At 72.0% G+C, this 17,973-nt stretch carries 19 protein-coding genes; 10 read left to right on the top strand and 9 right to left on the bottom strand.

Annotation, left to right across the window (positions count from 1 at the left end; translation table 11 throughout):
- The first annotated feature begins 152 nt into the window (after window positions 1–152).
- Window positions 153–878 (top strand): protein phosphatase 2C domain-containing protein, encoded by a 726-nt coding sequence (locus ABZU74_RS15800; protein WP_355423613.1) that lies wholly within the window; start codon window positions 153–155, stop codon window positions 876–878.
- A gap of 10 nt (window positions 879–888) precedes the next feature.
- Here ABZU74_RS15800 and hrpB read toward each other — a convergent pair whose 3' ends face one another.
- Genes hrpB through ABZU74_RS15785 form a run of 3 tightly spaced genes read right to left on the bottom strand, consistent with a single transcriptional unit; the run spans window position 889 to window position 4,506 of the window.
- The gene (gene hrpB, locus ABZU74_RS15795; RefSeq protein WP_355423611.1) at window positions 889–3,411 is read right to left on the bottom strand and encodes an ATP-dependent helicase HrpB; all 2,523 of its coding nucleotides are present in this window, start codon (window positions 3,409–3,411) and stop codon (window positions 889–891) included.
- Between the two features lie 28 nt (window positions 3,412–3,439).
- Window positions 3,440–3,640, bottom strand: coding sequence for a DUF397 domain-containing protein (locus ABZU74_RS15790; RefSeq protein WP_355423608.1), 201 nt, complete (start codon window positions 3,638–3,640; stop codon window positions 3,440–3,442).
- Window positions 3,641–3,681: 41 nt separating this feature from the next.
- Window positions 3,682–4,506: a helix-turn-helix transcriptional regulator gene (locus ABZU74_RS15785; RefSeq protein ID WP_355423826.1), complete on the bottom strand. Its 825-nt coding sequence runs from the start codon at window positions 4,504–4,506 to the stop codon at window positions 3,682–3,684.
- Window positions 4,507–4,689: 183 nt separating this feature from the next.
- On the opposite strand from ABZU74_RS15785, the gene ABZU74_RS15780 reads away from it, so the two are divergent.
- Genes ABZU74_RS15780 through ABZU74_RS15770 form a run of 3 tightly spaced genes read left to right on the top strand, consistent with a single transcriptional unit; the run spans window position 4,690 to window position 7,460 of the window.
- The gene (locus tag ABZU74_RS15780) at window positions 4,690–5,316 is read left to right on the top strand and encodes a GPP34 family phosphoprotein (RefSeq protein ID WP_355423605.1); all 627 of its coding nucleotides are present in this window, start codon (window positions 4,690–4,692) and stop codon (window positions 5,314–5,316) included.
- Window positions 5,317–5,364: 48 nt separating this feature from the next.
- A complete protein-coding gene (locus ABZU74_RS15775; RefSeq protein WP_355423603.1) occupies window positions 5,365–6,873 on the top strand; it encodes an APC family permease in 1,509 nt (502 codons plus the stop codon).
- Window positions 6,870–7,460, top strand: a complete 591-nt coding sequence (locus ABZU74_RS15770; protein ID WP_355423599.1) for a GNAT family N-acetyltransferase — start codon at window positions 6,870–6,872, stop codon at window positions 7,458–7,460. The genes ABZU74_RS15775 and ABZU74_RS15770 overlap by 4 nt, the downstream gene beginning before the upstream one ends.
- A gap of 106 nt (window positions 7,461–7,566) precedes the next feature.
- On the opposite strand, the gene ABZU74_RS15765 is transcribed toward ABZU74_RS15770, so the two are convergent.
- Window positions 7,567–8,391 (bottom strand): SigB/SigF/SigG family RNA polymerase sigma factor, encoded by an 825-nt coding sequence (locus tag ABZU74_RS15765; protein WP_355423596.1) that lies wholly within the window; start codon window positions 8,389–8,391, stop codon window positions 7,567–7,569.
- A gap of 401 nt (window positions 8,392–8,792) precedes the next feature.
- On the opposite strand from ABZU74_RS15765, the gene ABZU74_RS15760 reads away from it, so the two are divergent.
- On the top strand, window positions 8,793–9,542 hold the full coding sequence (locus ABZU74_RS15760) for a hypothetical protein (protein ID WP_355423593.1): 750 nt from the start codon (window positions 8,793–8,795) through the stop codon (window positions 9,540–9,542).
- Here ABZU74_RS15760 and ABZU74_RS15755 read toward each other — a convergent pair.
- Window positions 9,491–11,080, bottom strand: a complete 1,590-nt coding sequence (locus tag ABZU74_RS15755; protein ID WP_355423590.1) for a phospholipase D-like domain-containing protein — start codon at window positions 11,078–11,080, stop codon at window positions 9,491–9,493. The genes ABZU74_RS15760 and ABZU74_RS15755 overlap by 52 nt on opposite strands.
- A 134-nt stretch (window positions 11,081–11,214) precedes the next feature.
- On the opposite strand from ABZU74_RS15755, the gene ABZU74_RS15750 reads away from it, so the two are divergent.
- On the top strand, window positions 11,215–11,343 hold the full coding sequence (locus tag ABZU74_RS15750) for a hypothetical protein (RefSeq protein ID WP_255750115.1): 129 nt from the start codon (window positions 11,215–11,217) through the stop codon (window positions 11,341–11,343).
- A 65-nt stretch (window positions 11,344–11,408) separates the two neighbouring features.
- Here the strand turns inward: ABZU74_RS15750 and ABZU74_RS15745 are convergent, their stop codons facing one another.
- Both ABZU74_RS15745 and ABZU74_RS15740 read right to left on the bottom strand, forming a co-directional pair.
- Window positions 11,409–12,395: a pirin family protein gene (locus ABZU74_RS15745; protein WP_355423587.1), complete on the bottom strand. Its 987-nt coding sequence runs from the start codon at window positions 12,393–12,395 to the stop codon at window positions 11,409–11,411.
- A gap of 11 nt (window positions 12,396–12,406) precedes the next feature.
- Entirely contained in the window at window positions 12,407–12,889 is a 483-nt protein-coding gene (locus ABZU74_RS15740; RefSeq protein ID WP_091401623.1) for a MarR family transcriptional regulator, read from the bottom strand.
- A gap of 157 nt (window positions 12,890–13,046) precedes the next feature.
- Here ABZU74_RS15740 and ABZU74_RS15735 point away from each other — a divergent pair, with 157 nt between their 5' ends.
- Window positions 13,047–13,580, top strand: coding sequence for a GNAT family protein (locus ABZU74_RS15735; protein WP_355423584.1), 534 nt, complete (start codon window positions 13,047–13,049; stop codon window positions 13,578–13,580).
- Window positions 13,581–13,611: 31 nt separating this feature from the next.
- On the opposite strand, the gene ABZU74_RS15730 is transcribed toward ABZU74_RS15735, so the two are convergent.
- Window positions 13,612–14,100: an FBP domain-containing protein gene (locus ABZU74_RS15730; RefSeq protein ID WP_355423582.1), complete on the bottom strand. Its 489-nt coding sequence runs from the start codon at window positions 14,098–14,100 to the stop codon at window positions 13,612–13,614.
- Between the two features lie 75 nt (window positions 14,101–14,175).
- Between ABZU74_RS15730 and ABZU74_RS15725 the strand changes: the two genes are divergently transcribed.
- Window positions 14,176–14,730: a WHG domain-containing protein gene (locus ABZU74_RS15725; RefSeq protein ID WP_355423579.1), complete on the top strand. Its 555-nt coding sequence runs from the start codon at window positions 14,176–14,178 to the stop codon at window positions 14,728–14,730.
- A gap of 33 nt (window positions 14,731–14,763) precedes the next feature.
- Window positions 14,764–15,351 (top strand): DUF1684 domain-containing protein, encoded by a 588-nt coding sequence (locus ABZU74_RS15720; RefSeq protein ID WP_355423576.1) that lies wholly within the window; start codon window positions 14,764–14,766, stop codon window positions 15,349–15,351.
- A gap of 48 nt (window positions 15,352–15,399) precedes the next feature.
- On the opposite strand, the gene ABZU74_RS15715 is transcribed toward ABZU74_RS15720, so the two are convergent.
- Window positions 15,400–15,987: a general stress protein gene (locus tag ABZU74_RS15715; RefSeq protein ID WP_355423574.1), complete on the bottom strand. Its 588-nt coding sequence runs from the start codon at window positions 15,985–15,987 to the stop codon at window positions 15,400–15,402.
- A gap of 111 nt (window positions 15,988–16,098) precedes the next feature.
- Between ABZU74_RS15715 and ABZU74_RS15710 the strand changes: the two genes are divergently transcribed.
- On the top strand, window positions 16,099–17,928 hold the full coding sequence (locus tag ABZU74_RS15710; protein WP_355423571.1) for a glycoside hydrolase family 15 protein: 1,830 nt from the start codon (window positions 16,099–16,101) through the stop codon (window positions 17,926–17,928).
- Window positions 17,929–17,973 lie beyond the last annotated feature (45 nt).

Genomic DNA, 17,973 nt, shown 5'->3' with positions numbered 1-17,973 from the left:
CCGGTTGGATGGGTTCCGGCGTCCCACGAGGGCGGTCAGCCCGACCGGCGCCCCCGACCCGCCGCCACCCGGACGTGAGATTGGCCGCGCCACGCGCCGTCGTCCTGATCTCCTAGAGACAACTGCGCCCTTCTCCTGGCAGGCTGCCTCCCATGACCCTGAAGCTGCGTTCCGTGGGAACGAGCGACCGTGGGCTGATCCGCAGCGGAAATCAGGACGCCCTGCACGCCGGCACCTGGCTCGTCGCCGTCGCCGACGGCATGGGCGGTATGGCCGCCGGCGACCTGGCCAGCGCCCTCACCATCGACGCGGTCGCGCCGCTCGACGTGGAGACACCCGAGGACGCCCTGGTGGCCGCGCTCGAGGGTGGCATCGCGCTGGCCACCTCCCGGATCCGACAGGCGGTCGCCGAGGATCCCGAGCGTCAGGGCATGGGCACCACGCTGACCGCACTGCTCTTCGCCCGTACCGGCAGCTGCCTGGCGCTTGCGCACGTCGGCGACTCCCGGGCCTACCTGTTCCGCGAGGGTGTGCTCAAGCAGGTCACCCGGGACGACACCTTCGTGCAGATGCTTGTGGATCAGGGCGTGATCACCGCGGACCAGGCCAGCAGCCACCCGCGCCGCGCCGTGGTCACCCAGGCGTTGCAGGGTGACGAGGTCTCCCCGTCGTACGCGACGATGGTGCCCCGGGCCGGCGACCGGTGGCTGCTGTGCAGCGACGGCCTCTCCAACGTGGTCCGCCCGGACACCCTCACCGAGGTGCTCGGCGGCTATCCGGACCGGGACGCCTGCGCCGCCAAGCTGATCGACCTGGCCCTGCACGCCGGCGCGCCGGACAACGTCACAGTCGTGGTGGCCGACGTCGTCGAGGAGTAGGGGCCGGCGCTCAGCGTCGACGTGGCGTGGCGCGCCGGGTGGGCGTCGCCGTTCCCGGGTCCTCCGGCCACGGATGCCGGGGATAGCGCCCGCGCAGCTCGGAGCGGACCTGCGGGTAGCCGGTACGCCAGAACGACGCCAGGTCGGCGGTGACCGCCACCGGCCGGCCGGCGGGGGAGAGCAGGTGCAGCAGCACCGGCACCCGACCGTCGGCGATGCGGGGGGCCGCCGGCCAGCCGAACGTCTCCTGGAGCTTCACGGCGAGCACCGGCGCGGCCGGGTCGCCGTAGTCCAGCCGGATTCGCGAACCGCTCGGCACCTCGATCCGCTCCGGGGCCAGCTCGTCGAGGCGGGCGGCCTGTGCCCAGGGCAGCAGCCGGCGCAGCGCCGACGACACGTCCACGCGTGCCAGGTCGGCCCGGCGGCGCGCGGCGGCCAGCTCCGTGCCCAGCCAGCTCGGCGCGGCGTCGAGCAACGAGTCGTCGCCGACCTCCGGCCACGGATCACCCAGGTGGTGCCGGAGGAACGCGAGCCGCTCGCGCAGCGCCCGCGCCGCGGGCGTCCACGTCAGCAGCCCCAGCCCGTCCTGACGTAGGCCGGTCAGCAACGCGGCGGCCACCTCCGCGCGGTCCGGCCGGTCCAGCCGCCGTTGGACCAGCTCGATCGCGCCCAGCCGGGTCACCTCCCGGGCCACCACGTCCCCGTCGGACCAGCCGATCTCGCGACCGGTGTGCAGCAACGGGCCGGCCGCCTCCCGGGCCGTCGCCTCGTCCACCGGGGAGGCCCGGCGGATCCGGGCCGACGGCGCGCCCGGGGTGCGGTCCGCGACAGCCACCGCCAGCCAGTCGGACCCGGCCAGCCCCGAGCCGGCCGCCAGCTCCGCGGCGGTCCCGCCGGTCATCAGGTACGCCGAACCGCCCGGCCGCCGCACCCGGGCCAACCGTTCCGGGTACGCCAGCCCGACCAGCAGCCCGGCGGCGAGATCGTCGCTCAGCCCCGCCGAGCCGGCGCGGCCCTTCGGTGGGGCGCCGGTCGGCAGCGCGGCGCGCAGTCGGCGTACCTCGGTGCGCCAGCGGGCGCTCGCGCCCGCGTCCACGCCGGTGCGCAGTCGGCGCCACCCGGCGACCAGATCGTCACCGGGGCCGGCGGCGCTCTCCTCGGCGAGCAGGGCGACCACCTCGGCGGCTCGGTCGGCACCGACCCGGCCGGCGCCGTCGAGCAACGCCCGGGCCAGCCGTGGGTGCGCCCCGGCGGCGGCGATCGAGCGCCCCCGCGCCGTGATCCGACCGTCGGCGTCGACAGCGCCCAGGGTCTGCAGGGTGTCCCGGGCCACCGTCATCGCGGCGGCAGGCGGCGCGTCGGGCAACGCGAGCCCGACACCGTCAGGTGCGCCCCAGGCGGCCAGTTCCAGCGCGAAGCCGGTCAGGTCGGCGGTGGCGATCTCCGGCTCGGCGCGGGCGGGCAGCCGCTCGTGGGTCGCCGCCGACCAGCAGCGATAGACGTACCCGGGGGCCTCCCGGCCGGCCCGGCCAGCCCGCTGGGTGGCAGCGGCGCGGGAGACCGGCACGGTGACCAGCGCGCCCAGCCCTCGGGCCAGGTCGATCCGGGGCACCCGGGAGAGCCCGGCGTCCACCACGATCCGCACGCCCGGCACGGTCAGGCTGGTCTCGGCCAACGCGGTCGCCAGCACCACCCGCCGCCGGTCCGCGCGACGCAGCGCGGCGTCCTGCTCCGTGCCGCGTTGACGACCGTGCAGCGGCAGCAGCGCCACGGTGTCCCGCAGGTCGTTCAGCCGGCCGGTGACCGCCGCGATCTCGCCGGCCCCGGGCAGGAAGACCAGGATGTCGCCGTCGTGCTCACGCAGCGCCCGCCGGACTGTGCCGGCCACGTGGTCGAGCAGGGCCCGGTCCACCGGCCCGGCCCCGGGTGGGGCGATGGGGCGTGCCGGGGGCACCCAGATCCGCTGCACCGGATGCAACGCCGAGTCGGCCCGTACCACCGGGGCCGGGGTGGGCCCGCCCAGCAGCGCGGCGAACCGGTCGGTGTCCGGGGTCGCCGACATCGCCAGCAGCCACAGGTCCGGCCGGAGGGTGGCGCGTGCCTCCACTGTGAAGGCCAGCGCGAGGTCGGCGTCGAGTTGGCGTTCGTGGCACTCGTCCAGCAGCACGGCACCCGTGCCGGGCAGCTCGGGGTCGTGGTGCAGCCGGCGGACCAGCAGGCCGGTGGTGACCACCTCGATCCGGGTGGCCGGGCCGACCCGGCGCTCACCGCGCACCGCGTAACCGACCCGCTCACCGACCCGCTCACCGAGCAGCTCAGCCATCCGTCGGGCAGCGGCACGAGCCGCCACCCGGCGGGGTTGGGCGATCACCACCCGACCGGTCACCCGGTCGGCCACGGCCAGCGGCGCCAGTGTGGTCTTGCCAGTGCCCGGAGGGGCCACCAGCACGCCGGTGCCGGCCGCGTCGAGTGCCGCGACCAGCGCCGGCAGCACCGGACGCACCGGCAGGTCAAGGGTTACGTCGGAGAGCACGGCCCAGTCTCGCACCGGCTCGGGCGCGTCAGGAGCGACGGACCTCGCCGACGCCGAGCACGAAGGCCCGCCAGGCCGCCGCGCCGAAGGCGAGCACCGGGCCGGAGCGGTCCTTGCTGTCCCGGACGGCAACCTGACCGTCGACTGTCGCGACCTCCACGCAGTTGCCGTTGCCGCTGCTGCGCGTGCTGGTGCGCCAGTCCGCTCGGGTCAGGTCGTACGCCGTCATCCGCGGTACCTCTCGTCTGCGTCGGCGTGCCGCAGAAGCGGTCACGCAAAGTTACGAGAAGCCTGCTCAAGACGGGTCATCGACGCCGCCGGATCGAGCGCCATCCGGCACAGCTCCTCGTGCAGAAGGCTATACCCGAGCACATGATCGGCTTCTTCCAGAGCCAGTCCCATCGTGAGGTTATCCAGGTAAACCACTGACGCGTCGGCGGCGTCGGCGAAGTTGAGGATCACGTACGGGGTGCTCATGGCCGGATGGCCGCCGGCCGCGAAGGGAAGTACCTGGATTGTCACGTTGGGTAGTTGCGCGATCCGGCCCATGTGGACCAGTTGTTCGGCCATCACCGCGCCGCCGCCGACCGGGCGCAGCAGCACCGCCTCATTGATCACCACCGACAGGTCGACCGGGTCCTCGCGGCGCAGCACCTCCTGCCTGTGCAGTCGGGCGGCGATCTTGCGCTCCAGACCGTCCTCGCCGGCGGTGCGCCGGAAGATCTCCCGGGCGTACGCCTCGGTCTGCAGCAGCCCAGGCACCGACTCGGCCTCGTACGTGCGCAGCGCCGCCGCCTCGGCCTCCAGCCCGACGTAGAACTCGAACCACTCGGGGAGCACGTCGCTGTAGTTCTGCCACCAGCCGCGCTGCTGCGCCCCCCGGGCGATCTCGATCAGCGCTTCGGCATCCGAACCGGTCACCTCGTACAGCGCGAGGGCGGCTCGGACGTCGCGCGGTTTGATGCCGATCTGCGCGGTCTCGATCCGGGAGAGGTTGCTCTTCGACATGTCGAGCTGACGGGCTGCCACATCGAGAGTCATGCCCGCGCGTTCCCGGAGTTGGCGGAGCTCTCGCGCGATGCGGCGTCGCCGCACGGTCGGGCTGGCGGCGGGTCGGATGGCGGGGATGGCGGTCACCGTCCGAGTCTGCCACGACAAGATCCGCAGGTCGCAGATGCACGGAGTGCAACTTTCAAATCTGGGAGTTGCGTTGCAGTAGCTGTCGGTGCATCCTTTCCCGGTCACGATCACTGTGGACACACCTGCGCGGGAGGACCGTTGCTCATCGCCGACGAGTTCTTCCTGATCGCACACAACGACAGTCGCGGCAAGGCCAAACTGCACCCGTCGGCGACCGGCCTCGGGCTGGCTGCCGGGCTCCTCGGCGAGCTGCTCCTTTACGGACATGTCACCGTCATGGCCGGGCAGATCACCGTCATCGACCGGCGCCCACCAGCCGATGCTCTGGCACACACGGTGCTGGACCAGTTGGTCGGCGAATCCCAGCACCGCGAGCTGCGCACCTGGCTGAGCTTCCTGGCGCAGAGCGCGACGACCTCGGTGGGGGAGCGGTTGGCCCGCGCCGGGGTGCTGCGCCGCCAGGAGAGTCGCCGGCTGCTGCGCACCACTGTCAGCTACCTGCCTATCGACCTCAACGCGGTGGCCTGGCCGGCCACCCGGCTGCGGGCCCTGCTGGACCGGCCGGAGCCGCCGGGCGTGCCGGACGCCCTGCTGCTCGGCCTGGTCGTGGCCGCGGGGCTGACCCGCGAGGTGCTGTGGAGCGCCGGCCCCCGCGCGCACCACCGGCTGAACGTCCTCATCCCCGCGCTGCCGGCACCCCTGAAGGAACTCGTCGGGCACACCGAGGCCGCCGTCGGCGCCGCCGTGCTGCGTGGCATCCAATGATCCCTTCCGGTAACCCCCAACCCTCCCCTCGACAACCGGAGTAGTCGTATGCCCCCGACATCGACAGTCGACCGACCCAGCAACGTCTCCGAAGCCCTGGCCCGAGGCCGTCTCGGCATCCCCTCGGTGATCTTCTTCGTCCTCTCCGCCGCCGCGCCGCTGACAGTGGTGGCCGGCGTCGTCACCACCGGCTACGGCGTCATCGGGGTGACCGGCATCCCGCTGGCCTTCCTGCTGATCGCCGCGGTGCTCGCCTTGTTCTCGGTGGGTTACGTGGCGATGTCCCGCCGGGTGGAGAACGCCGGCGCCTTCTACGCCTACGTCTCCCGTGGCCTCGGCCGACCGGCCGGCGTCGGCGCCGCCTGGGTCGCGCTGATCGCGTACAACGCGTTGCAGGTCGGGCTGTACGGCACCATCGGCGTGGCGGCCGAGCCGGTGCTCGACCGGCTCTTCGGCGGGCACCCGCACTGGGCCGTCGTGGCCCTGGTGGCGTGGGCGTTGGTCGGCCTGCTCGGCCTGCTCCGGGTCGACCTCAACGGTATGGTCCTGGCCGCGCTGCTGGTCGCCGAGATCGTCGTGGTCCTCGTCTTCGACCTGGGGCAGCTCGGCAACCCGGCCGACGGTCAGGTCAGCTTCGCCTCGTTCTCGCCGGACAACCTCTTCGTGCCGGGGGTCGGCGCGGTGCTGGTGCTCGCCATCCTCGGTTTCGTCGGCTTCGAGTCGGCGGTGGTCTTCAGCGAGGAGAGCAAGGACCCGAAGCGGACGGTGCCGGTGGCCACCTACCTCTCGGTGGCGATCATCGCCGGGCTGTACGCGCTGTCGTCCTGGACCATGACCGTCGCCGTCGGGCAGGACCAGATCGTCGCCGAGGCCGGCGAGCAGAGCGTCGGGCTGATCTTCAACCTGGCCGCCGCGCAACTCGGCGACACCGCTGTCACCATCGGGCAGGTGCTCTTCCTGACCTCGGTGCTCGCCGCGATGATCTCGTTCCACAACACCACGGCCCGCTACACCTTCGCGCTCGGTCGGGAGCGGGTGCTGCCGGCGGTGTTCGGGCAGACCTCGGCCCGTACCGGGGCGCCGCGGGCCGCCTCGGTGGCGCAGAGCGTCCTCGGACTGCTGGTCATTCTGCTGTACGCGGTCAACGGCTGGGACCCGGTGGTCCAGCTCTTCTTCTGGGTCGGCACCACCGGCGGCTTCGGTGTCCTGTTGCTGATCGCCACCACCTCGGTGGCGGTGATCGCCTACTTCGCCCGCTCCGCCGGGGGCGAGAACCTCTGGCGACGGGCCATCGCGCCCGGCCTGGCCACCATCGCGCTCTTCGTGATCATCTGGTTGGCCGTGTCGAACTTCGCCGACCTGCTCGGCGTCGCGCCGGACTCGACGCTGCGCTGGGCGCTGCCCGCCGCGTACCCGGTGGCTGCCCTGCTGGGCATCGGCTGGGCCCTGCTGCTGCGCAGCAACCGCCCGGACACGTACGCCCGGATCGGCCTGGGCGCGGCGAGCGCCGCCGCCGTCGAGCCGGAGGCGCCGACCGCCGTGGGGGTGACCCGGTGAGCGTGGTCATCGAGCAACTCGGGCCGGAGGAGACCAGTCTGGTGGCGGGTCGGATCGCCGAGGCGTTCACCGTCCTGGACGTGACGTACTGGCTGGTCCCCGACCCGAGCAAGCGGGAGGCCGTGCTGGCCGGAAACTTCGAGATCCTGGTCGCGCACGCGATGCGGCACGGCATTGTCCACGCCACAGCGGACCGGGCCTCGGTCGCGGTCTGGTTTCCGTCGGTCGGGGAGCCGGCGCCGCCGCCGGCGAACTACGACGCCCGACTGGCCGCCGCCTGCGGCGAGTGGACCGACAGGTTCCAGCACCTCGACGAGCTGTTCGCGGCGAACCACCCGCATCCGGATCACCACCACCTCGCGTTCCTGGCGACCCGGGCCGACCGGCAGGGGCAGGGGTTGGGTAGCGCGCTGATGCGCCACCACCACGCCTGGCTGGACGCCAACGGGATGCCGGCGTACCTGGAGGCGAGCAGCCCGCGTAGCCGGGACCTGTACGCGAAGCACGGCTACCTGGCCGGCGAGCCGTTCCGGGTGCCCGACGGCACGCCGTTCTGGCCCATGTGGCGGGAGCCGGTCAGCCCCTGACCGGACCCCGCCCCTAGGCCCTACTGTCGCGCTGTCACGTCGGCGTGACAAGACGGACAGCGAGAAGGGCCGGGTCCACGGACCCGGCCCTTCTCGCGTCAACTGGTCAGTACGTGCCGTCCAGCTGGCCCCGCAGCTTGGTCAGCGCCCGGGTCAGCAGCCGCGAGACGTGCATCTGCGAGACGCCGATCTGGTCGGCGATCTGCGACTGGGTCAGGTTGCCGTAGAAGCGCAGCGTGAGGATCTTCTGCTCGCGCTCGTCGAGGGTGGCCAGCGCTGGGCCGAGGGCCACGCGCACCTCAGCCAGCTCGAACTCGCTGTCCTCGCCGCCGAGCATGTCGCCCAGCTCGGTGGCGCGCTCGCCGTCGCCGGTCGGGGTGGACAGCGACACCGCGTTGTACGCGCGGGCGCCTTCCAGGCCCTCCAGCACCTCTTCCTCGGTGAGCTTGAGGTGCGCGGCGATGTCGGCGACCGTCGGGGAGCGGCCGAGGGTCTGCAGGAGCGAGCTGTTGGCGTCGGAGATGGCCAGCCGCAGCTCCTGGAGCCGGCGGGGCACCCGGATGTCCCAGGTGCGGTCCCGGAAGTGCCGCTTGAGCTCACCGATGATGGTGGGGATCGCGTAGCCGGCGAAGTCGACACCGCGCGAGGGGTCGAACTTGTCGATGGCCTTGATCAGGCCGATCGCGGCGGTCTGCGCCAGGTCGTCGTTCGGCTCGCCGCGCCCGCTGTAGCGGTGGGCCAGGTGGTTGGCGAGCGGCAGCCAGGCCTCGATCGCCCGATCCCGCAGGGAGGCGCGCGACGGGTGGTCGGCGGGCAGCGCCGCCATCGCGTTGAGCAGATCGGCGGCGCTGTCGGTGAGAGCGCGCGGGTCGAGCTTGGTGGTGGCCTTGACGGCGGTGCTCGGCTGCTCGGTGATCGTTGGCGCGGTCATGGGTGGTCCTCCCTGCACCTCGTCCGCTGACGAAAAAGACGTGACGCTTTGGTTTAGCTTCCAGTAGGCCGTTCGGGAGTCACCTTAACCTGATCGTCTCCCGGAAATCTAGCCGAAAGGTTGATGTACTTAAGGTGTGTCACGCAACAAAACGGGCAAATGGCGCGAGATTCTGAGTGGCTGAAGGCGGGAGTTCGGGTAGCTGTGAGGATCCTTACCCGTTGTTCCGGCGGTAGCGGTCGCTGCCCGGTCGGCCGGCCGATGGGGCCGATCGGCCCACAGACCGCGTCGCCTGGTCAACAGGAAATCCGACAAGTCGCCAGGAGTGTCGACTATCCGTCCTTGTCCCGCTGGTGGGACCGGCCGTAGCGTCGCATGTACACACCCGGTTCGGAGGCACCGTGCTCGATCCAGCCGCTCCCCAGCTCGTCGTGAACAGTCGCACCCTCTACTTCAGCTGGCTGCCGGCGGACCCCGACGCGGTCGCCGCCCTGGTCCCTCCGGGGCTCTCCCCCCGCCCCGACCGGCAGGTCTTCCTCAACCAGTACGTCGTCGACGACGAGACGCAGACCTCCGGCTTCGGCGCGTACTCGCTGACCTACCTCGGCGTCTCGCTGCTGGGCGTCGACGCGCCAGGCGGCCTCAACGCGGGCGGCTGGTGGACCCATTACGTGGCCTCCAGCCGGCGGGTCCGTGAGTACGCCGGCGCCCGCGGCGCCCCAGTGCTCGTCGGGCGCACCCGGATCGACGTGCACGGCGAGGACCTGCTCTCCGAGACCGAGGTCGACGGCACGCTGCTGATCCGGGCGCGGTGTCGCGTGGGGGAGACCGGGCACGTGATCAGCAGTGGGCACCACCGCTACTTCACCCGGCGCGACGGCCAGCTGCTCAGTTCGGCCTACCCGTACGTCGCCGAGCCGGTCGCCCCCTTCGAGATCGAGTCGGTGGAGTTCCTCCAGCCCGGCCACCCGCTGTACGCGCTGCGCCCGGCCAACCCGCTGACCATCGGCTTCGGCTACTACTCACCGCGCTCGTCGTTCGCCTACCCCGGCGGGCTGAGCGTGCACGCGGTCGCCGCGCCGGAGCCGGCCCGACCGCTTCACCAGGTGCCGGCCAGCCTCGCCCGCAGCGGCCTACCGTCCGGGTCGTAAACCAGCCGGTACACCGGCAGGGCCCAGGCCCGGGTGTACCACGGCAGCCGCTCGGGGCGGTGCGGGCGCAGCCGCCCGGGCGGGCGGTCTCCCACCTGGCCGTCGTCGTACCACTGCTGCAGTGCGTCGGCTGCGGCCGTGATGGCCGCGACGGCGTCCGCCGGGTCCAGCAGGTCGGCGTCATCCGCGCCGTCCGGGTCGCGGTCCAGGTGCTCGCGCCACAGCCGCAGTCGCAGGTCCCGGGCGAAGCTCCGCGCGCCGTCGCCCCGCCCCGCGGGGTCGGTCGGCTCCCGCTGGTCCGGGGTGTCGTCGAGCACCGCGCAGGACAACTCGCTGTCGTGCGTCCAGGACCGCCGATTGAAGTTGTCGCTGCCCACGCTGGCCCAGACATCGTCGACCACACAGACCTTCGCGTGCACGTAGACCGGGTCGCCGGCGTGGTTCTCCATGTCGAACACGTGCACCCGGTCCGGTGCGGCCCGCTCGCACAACGACAGCGCCTGCTCGCGCCCGACCATGTTCGGCGGCAACGCCAGCTTGCCGTCCACGTCCGGATGGCGGGGGACGACGGCGATCAGGTGCAGGTCCGGGTTGTCCCGCAGCGCGTGCGCGAACAGGTCCGCCACCTCGGTCGACCAGAGGTACTGATCCTCCAGGTAGATGATCCGGCGGGCCCGGCGTACCGCCTTGGTGTAGCCCCGGGCCACGGTCCGTTCCCCGTCCGGTGCGAACGAGTAGCGGGGACGGACGGCGGGGTAGGTGCGGAGCACCTGGATCTGGTGCGGACCGCAGGGCGGCGGGTCGGCCGGTTGCTCGGGCAGCGGGTCGGGGCGCAGGTCCGAGCCGCGCAGCCGATCCCGCAGGTAGGCCATCGGGTTCTCCGAGTCCAGGGGCATCGGGTCGGTCCAGCGTTCCCGGAACAGGGTGTCCAACGCGCCGACCACCGGACCGCGCACCGCGAGCTGCACGTCGTGCCAGGGCGGATTGGCACCGTACCGGGGGGACATCTGCACCGGTTGCGGGTCTCCGTGGTGCGCGGCGTCGTCGCGGCGGCTGTGGCACAGGTCGATCCCGCCGGCGAAGGCGACGTCCCGCTCGGGCGCGCCCAGATGCCGCAGCACCACGAGCTTCTGATGGTGCGAGCCGCCGCGCCGGACCCGTTGGTCCAGCAGCACCTCGCCACCGGCGGCCGAGATCGTCTCGCTCAGGTCGCGGTTCTCCGCCTCGCTGTACGCCAGGACGTCGAGGTGCGAGCGCCAGATCAACCCCTTGACCACCACACCGCGTTGCGCGGCCTGCGCGAAGAGCTGGGCCACGGTCGGACCGTCGGGGCGCAGCCGCTGGTCCGGGTCACCCCGCCAGTCGGTGAAGAAGAGGTGGTCGCCGGGGCCCAGGGCCTCGACCTCGTCGACCAGCCGGTCGAAGTACGCGGCGCCGTGAATCAACGGCTCGGCGAGGTTTCCCGTGGTCCATACGGGTAACCCAGTGACCGGGTTGGCGCGTTCCTCCGCTGTGAGAAACCAGTCCTGCAACGGCACCGTCCAGCCCCCCTGGAGGTCGGCAACGTCCTCACGGTAGGACCCCCGACGCGGGTCCGCACGCCAGGCCGACAGAGCAGTGACCTGGCCAACGCCATCGGAAGCGACGCGACAACAGCCGAGGAGGCCACACAATGCCCCGCGACACGACGAATCCCGTGACCGAGAACCGCGAGCCGGCGGTGGAGAGCGAGCGGGGTGCGCTGGTAGCGGTGTTGCTGATGGTGATTCTGGGCGTCGCCGGGATTTTTGCGGTCTCTTGAGGCGGCGCCGACGCCCCCGGGGGTGAACCGGAGGCGTCGGCGCCGATCTCAGCGGTCGACAGTGGTCAGGGTCGGGTGCCCTGGCCGCCGGTGTGCGGAAGCCGCTCGGTGGGGATCACGCCGAGACGGCCGGCCTGGAAGTCCTCGAACGCCTTGAGCAGCTCGTCCCGGGTGTTCATCACGAACGGGCCGTACTGTGCCACCGGCTCCCGGATGGGCTGACCACCCATGATGTAGAGGTCCAGTGCCGGGGTGTTGCTGTCCTGCGCGGTGTCGGCGCTGAACCGCAGCGCGTCACCCGGGCCGTGCACAGCGAGCTGGCCGGTACGCACTGGTCGCCGGTCGGCGCCGACAGTGCCGCGACCGCCCAGCACGTACACCAGGGCGTTGAAGTCGGGCCGCCAGGGCAGATCGACCTGCGCGCCCGGCTGCACCGTGACGTGCGTGATGGTGATCGGGGTGAAGGTCGAGCCCGGGCCGCGGTGCCCGGCGACCTCGCCGGCGATGACCCGGATCAGCGCGCCGCCGTCGGGCGTGGTGAGCAGCGCCGACTCCCGACCCCGGATGTCCTGGTAGCGGGGCGGGTTCATCTTGGCCGAGCGGGGCAGGTTGACCCACAGCTGGGTGCCGTGGAAGAGCCCGCCGCTCATCACCAGGTGCTCCGGCGGCGCCTCGATGTGCAGCAGGCCGCTACCTGCCGTCATCCACTGGGTGTCGCCGTCGGTGATGGTGCCTCCACCGCCGTTGGAGTCCTGGTGGTCGAAGACGCCGTCGATGATGTACGTGACGGTCTCGAAGCCGCGGTGCGGGTGCCACGGGGTGCCCTTTGGCTCGCCCGGCGCGTAGTCGACCTCGCCCATCTGGTCGAGGTGGATGAACGGGTCCAGGTCGGTGGTCGACACCCCGGCGAAGGCGCGACGGACCGGGAAGCCCTCACCCTCGAAGCCGCTGGGCGCCGTGGTCACCGTGCGGACCGGGCGGATCGTGGTGGTCTCGTCGAGTCGAGGCAGGCGGGGCAGGACGAGAACGTTGTCGACGGTGATCGCGGGCATGTCGAGGGCTCCTAACGTGAGGCGGGGGTGGTCGAGCTGACCCGCGATGCCCGCAGGCGCTCGCCGAGCCGGTCGAAGACCCGGGTGAGGCAGGCGACCTCGGCATCGTCGAGGTCGTCCATCAGGTGGGTGCGCACCGACGCCAGGTGGTGAGGTGCGGCTTCCCGCAGGGCGAGCAGCCCGGCGGCGGTGAGCACCGCTTCGCTGCCGCGTCGGTCGTCCGGGCAGGGCTCCTTGCTGACCAGGCCACGACGCTGCATGGAGGAGACCTGGTACGTGAGGCGGCTGGGCGAGAAGATCAACCGGCTGGCCAGCTCGCCCATCCGTAGCCGCTGCCCGGGTGCCTCGGAGAGCAGGACCAGCACGTGGTAGTCGGGGAAGCTGAGGTCGCTGTCGACCCGCAGATCCTCTTCCAGCTGTGTGTAGAGACGCTGGCTGGCCTCGATGTAGGCGCGCCAGGCGGCCTCTCGGGTGCTGTCCAGGCTCTCGGTCATGCTCAGGACGATAGCACTGTTTCAAAATTTAACTAACAGGATTGAGCGTTGCCTGGGTCACTTCTCAGCCGTCGGGGGGCCGGATCGTGCAGCTTTGAACAAAACCTGCGGTAATCCGGCGGCGCGGAGGTGCCGCGTTGTGTCAGACTCCGGCCTCGTGGAACACGTGGAGCTGGCCGCCGCCGACCTGTTGCTGCGCCCCTGGCGGGACGAGGACGCCCCGGCGGTGCGCGACGCCCTCCGCGACCCGGCGATCGCCCAGTGGAACCCGCAGGGCGGCGGCCCGATCGACGACGAGGTCGCGCTGCTCTGGGTGCGCCGCCGGGCCGACTGGTCCACCGGCGGCCACGCCTCGATGGCGGTCACCGCGGCGGCCGACGGCAAACTGCTCGGCTCGGTGTCACTGCACAGCATCCACGACGGCGACGCGTCCATCGGCTACTGGACGGTGCCCGCGGCGCGGGGGCGTCAGGTGGCGGTGCGCGCCGTCGTCCGGCTCACCGACTGGGCGTTCGCGGATCTCGGGCTGCACCGGGTGGAGCTGTGTCACGCGGTGGCCAACCCGGCGTCCTGCCGGGTCGCCGACCGCGCCGGCTACCCGGCCGAGGGGACCCTGCGCGAGTCGTACCGGTACGGCGACGGCCGCCGCTACGACGAGCACCTGCACGCCCGCCTGGCCACCGACCGCTAGGGCGCCAACGGGGGTCAGGTCGCCTCGACCGTCACTCGGTGACCTTGCGGAGGAATGTCGCGAGGGCCGTCCGGACGCGGTCGATCCTCTCCGGCAGGGGCAGAGGCTCGGGCGCGGGGGGCCCGGCGTGCTTCTTCCCCCGCAGATACAGCGAGCAGGCCAGGTCGGAGCACAGGTACGTGCCCACGGAATCGCCCTGCCGCCCGCTCGGACCGGCCTTGGGGGCGGTCATCAACGAGACGCCTCCGCCGAGGTGCGTGGTCAGGCAGAACGAGCACATGCTGTGCCGCACGCGCCCCGTCTGGTGCGTCGCGGCCCGCAGCACCACCCCGGCCAGCTTGCCGTCGGTCTCGGCGACCAGGTAGGCCCGCTGCGGCGCGGAGGGGTCCCGCCAGCCGAGGAAGTCGAGGTCGCCCCACTGTCGCATCTCAAGATCGTTTGGTATGGCCAGCCGCTTCGCCTCGCCCCGGCTGCAATTGACGAAGGACGCGCGGATGACGGATTCGGTCAGGACCAACATAGGTAGTAGCCTAGCTCTCCTAGGCAAGCGATTATTACGGCTAGGTTTGGAGTGTGCTGCTTGGCACGTGCCGGGGTGACCATCGAGCGCCTCACGCTGGCCGCGGCCGAACTGGCCGACCAGGTGGGCGTGGAGAACGTCACGGTTGCCGCGCTCGCACGCCAGTTCGGGGTAAAGGACGCCAGCCTCTACTTCCACCTGAAGAACGCGCACGACCTGCGGGTCAGGATCGCCCTGCTGGCGCTGGCAGAGCTGGCCGACCGGGTCGCCGCCGCGCTCGCCGGCCGGGCCGGCAAGGACGCGCTGGTGGCGTTCGCCAACGCGTACCGCGGCTACGCGCGAGAGCACCCGGGCCGCTACGCCGCCATGCAGATCGACCTCGACCCGGAGACCGCCGCCGCCAGCGCGGGCGTCCGGCACGCCGAGATGACCCGGGCGATCCTGCGCGGCTACCGGCTCTCCGAGCCCGACCAGACCGACGCGGTGCGGATGATGCACAGCACCTTCCACGGGTTCGTGAGCCTGGAGAAGACCGGCGGCTTCCGGCACACCCCGCGCCCCACCGACGACTCGTGGTCGCGCACCCTGGACGCCCTCGACGCCGTCCTCACCAACTGGCCGTCGCGCTGAGGTGCCGCAGCGTCACGGCATAGGCTCGGTGCCGTGGATGATCTGGAGTTGGCCGACTGGCGGGAGCGGGTCGCCCGGCTGTACCTGTCCGACGTCGACCTGACCGGCTTCCGCGCCGGCCGCGACGAACTCTTCGCCACCCACCCGCAGAGCCCGATCCCCCCGGCGGATCGGCGCGGCTTCACCGGCGTGCGCTACTTCCCGCCCAATCCCGAAGCCGTGGTCGAGGCGCCACTGCGACCGGCCAGCGGGGAGCTGCGCATCGACACCGGCGGCCCGGACGGGGTGATCACGTACCGGCGGGTGGCGCTTGCCGAGACGTCATGGGGGCCGCTGACCCTGTGGTGGATCGAGGCGTACGGAGGTGGGCTCTTCGTGCCGCTGCGCGACGGCACCTGCGGTCAGGAGAGCTACGGCGGAGGCCGGTACCTCACCGACACGGTGAAGGGCACCTTCGGCCGGGGCGTCCAGTTGCTGCCCGGCGACCGGGTCCGGCTGGACGCCAACTACCTCTACAACCCGAGCTGCGCCTATGACGACCGCTGGGCCTGCCCGCTGGCGCCACCGGAGAACCGGGTCGAGGTCGAGATCCGCGCCGGCGAGCTGACGTACCACGACTGAACGGCCGCCCGCCCCGGCGTGCTGCCGGGACGGGCGGTCGATCGTCGCTCAGCGGGCGTTCGCCGCCGAGTTGGGCATCTGCATCCGACCGAGCAGCTGTCGCGCCTGGTCGGCGAGCTGCGCGTCGACGGTCACCGCGTACTGGCCGGCGCGCAGTGAGCTGGCCGAGGTGAAGTCGCGCTGCCCACCCGTCATGGCGTGCGCGACCGCGCCGAACACGGCACCCCAGATCGCACCGATGACCAGCCCGACCAGGATCACCGCCAGCCAGTTGCCGACGGTGAAGATGCCGAACAGCAGGCCGATGAAGAGCCCGAACCAGGCTCCGGTGCCGGCGCCGAGCAGGCCGGCTCGACCGGTGGTCATTCGCCCGAGCACCGTCTCCACCAGGGTGAGGTTGGTGCCGACGATGGCGCTGTGCTCTACCGGGAAGCGGTTGTCGGCCAGGTAGTCGACGACCCGCTGCGCGGTCGGATAGTCCGGGTACGAGCCGATCGTCACGGTCGGCGGGCCGGCCCCCGGCCCGTGGCCGTCCCCGGCCGGTGTCGACAGGCGGCCGGCCGGCCCGGATGGAAGCAGGTCGCCACCCTGTGTGCCCGGCCGCCAGGCGGCGGTCGGCCCCGAAGCTGACGTCATGAGCATCCTCCCTCGTCAGCGCCCCGGGTTCCCCTCCAGGCCGACAGGTAACGCGGTGTCCGCCGTGGCGCGGGAGGGGAATGAGCGCGGACTGCCCGGGTAGCCAGTCAGGTGGAGAGCGGACAGATCAGCGACCACGGGTTCCTCGCCGACAGCCGCAGCGCGGCGCTGGTGGACGCCTCGGGCTCGGTGAACTGGTGGTGCCCGGGCCGGTTCGACGCCCCGTCGGTCTTCGGGCGGTTGCTCGACGACAGCGCCGGACACTGGTCGATCCAGCCCGAGGGCGACTACCGCGTCGAGCGCTGCTACCTCGAGGACACGCTGGTGCTGCGGACCGTCTTCCACACCGCCCAGGGGGAGGTCGCGCTTACCGACGCGCTCGCCTTCGCACCCGGCTCGCGCGGTCACGACATCGGCCTGCACTCGCCGCAGGTGCTGGTCCGTTCGGTGGAGGGGCTGTCCGGTTCGGTGCCGATGCGGGTGCACTACCGGCCGCGGTTCGAGTACGGCCGCACCACCGCGTACCTGATCGAGCGGGAGGACATGCTGGAGGCCATCGCGGGGGCGGCCCGACTCACCCTGCGCGGCAGCGTGCGGTTGACCGCCGGCGACGGCGAGGCCACCGGGACGTTCACCGCCCGCGCCGGCACGACCGACACCTTCACCCTCGGGTACGCCCCGACCTACGACGCCCCGCTGCCCGAGCTGCCGGACGCCGATCAGACCATCGCCGACACCGTTGCCGGCTGGCGCTCCTGGTCGGCCGAACACCCGTACGACGGGCTCTACGCCGAGCAGGTGCAGCGCAGCCGGCTGGTGGTGCAGGGCATGACGTACCGGCCCAGTGGAGCGGTGGTGGCCTCGGTGACCACCTCGCTGCCGGAGAAGCTCGGCGGGGACCGGAACTACGACTACCGCTACGTCTGGGTGCGCGACTTCAGCCTCACCCTGCGGGCGCTGTGGCGGACGGCGTGCCTGGACGAGGTGCAGCGGCAGTTCGCCTGGTTGGGTCGGGCGATGGGCCGCGTCGACGACAAGCCGGTGCCCATCATGTACGGCGTGCTGGGGGAGCGGGACCTCACCGAGCACCGCCTGGAACAGCTCGGCGGCTACCGCGACAGCCCACCGGTGGTGATCGGCAACGACGCGTGGCAGCAGCGGCAGACCGACATCTTCGGCGAGGCGATGGATGCCGCCTGGTTGATGCGCGACAAGCTGGAGCCGCTGGGCCAGGAGGTGCAGCACGTGCTGCGGGTGCTCGCCGACCAGGCCGAGCGGGACTGGGCGTTGCCCGACGCGGGCATGTGGGAGGAGCGTGGTATCCAGCACCACCACGTGTCCTCGAAGGTGCAGTGCTGGGTCGCCCTGGACCGGGCGGTCCGCTTCGGTGACAAGCTCGGTGAGCCGCAGGACGTGGCCCGCTGGGCGGCCGCCCGCGACGCCGTGCGTGCGGAGGTGTTCGAGCGGGGCTGGAACGAGCGGCTCCAGTCGTACACCGGGAGTTTCGAATCCGACGACCTGGACTCCTCGGTGTTGGTGATGCCGCTGGTCGGCTTCCAGCGGGCCGACGACCCGCGGATGCGCTCGACGATCCACGCGGTGGAGCAGCGGCTCTCCCACGACGGCCTGCTGCGGCGCTGGGACGGCGACCCGGCGGGGTTTCTCATCTGCTCGTTCTGGCTGGTGTGTTGCCTGGCGCTGGCCGGGGAGCGGGACCGGGCGCACGAGTTGTTCCGGGGGTTGGCGGAGCGGGTCAACGACCTCGGCCTGTTCGCCGAGCAGATCGACCCGCTGACCGGGGAGCAGTTGGGCAACTTCCCCCAGGCGTTCTCCCACATCGGCCTGATCAACGCCGCCGGTGTGCTGACCGACGTCGAGCGGGACCCTACGCTGCGTCAGTGTGGAATGCCCCCGGCGTACTTCTCTCCGGTGCGCCCCTGACCGGACTTTTGCGGAGATCGTGACAACTTTCTATCTGGTGACGCG

Origin of the sequence: Micromonospora sp. NPDC005171, assembly GCF_040608575.1 — a bacterium.
In the GTDB taxonomy this organism is placed as follows: domain Bacteria; phylum Actinomycetota; class Actinomycetes; order Mycobacteriales; family Micromonosporaceae; genus Micromonospora.
This window is presented reverse-complemented; position numbering and strand designations above follow the sequence as displayed.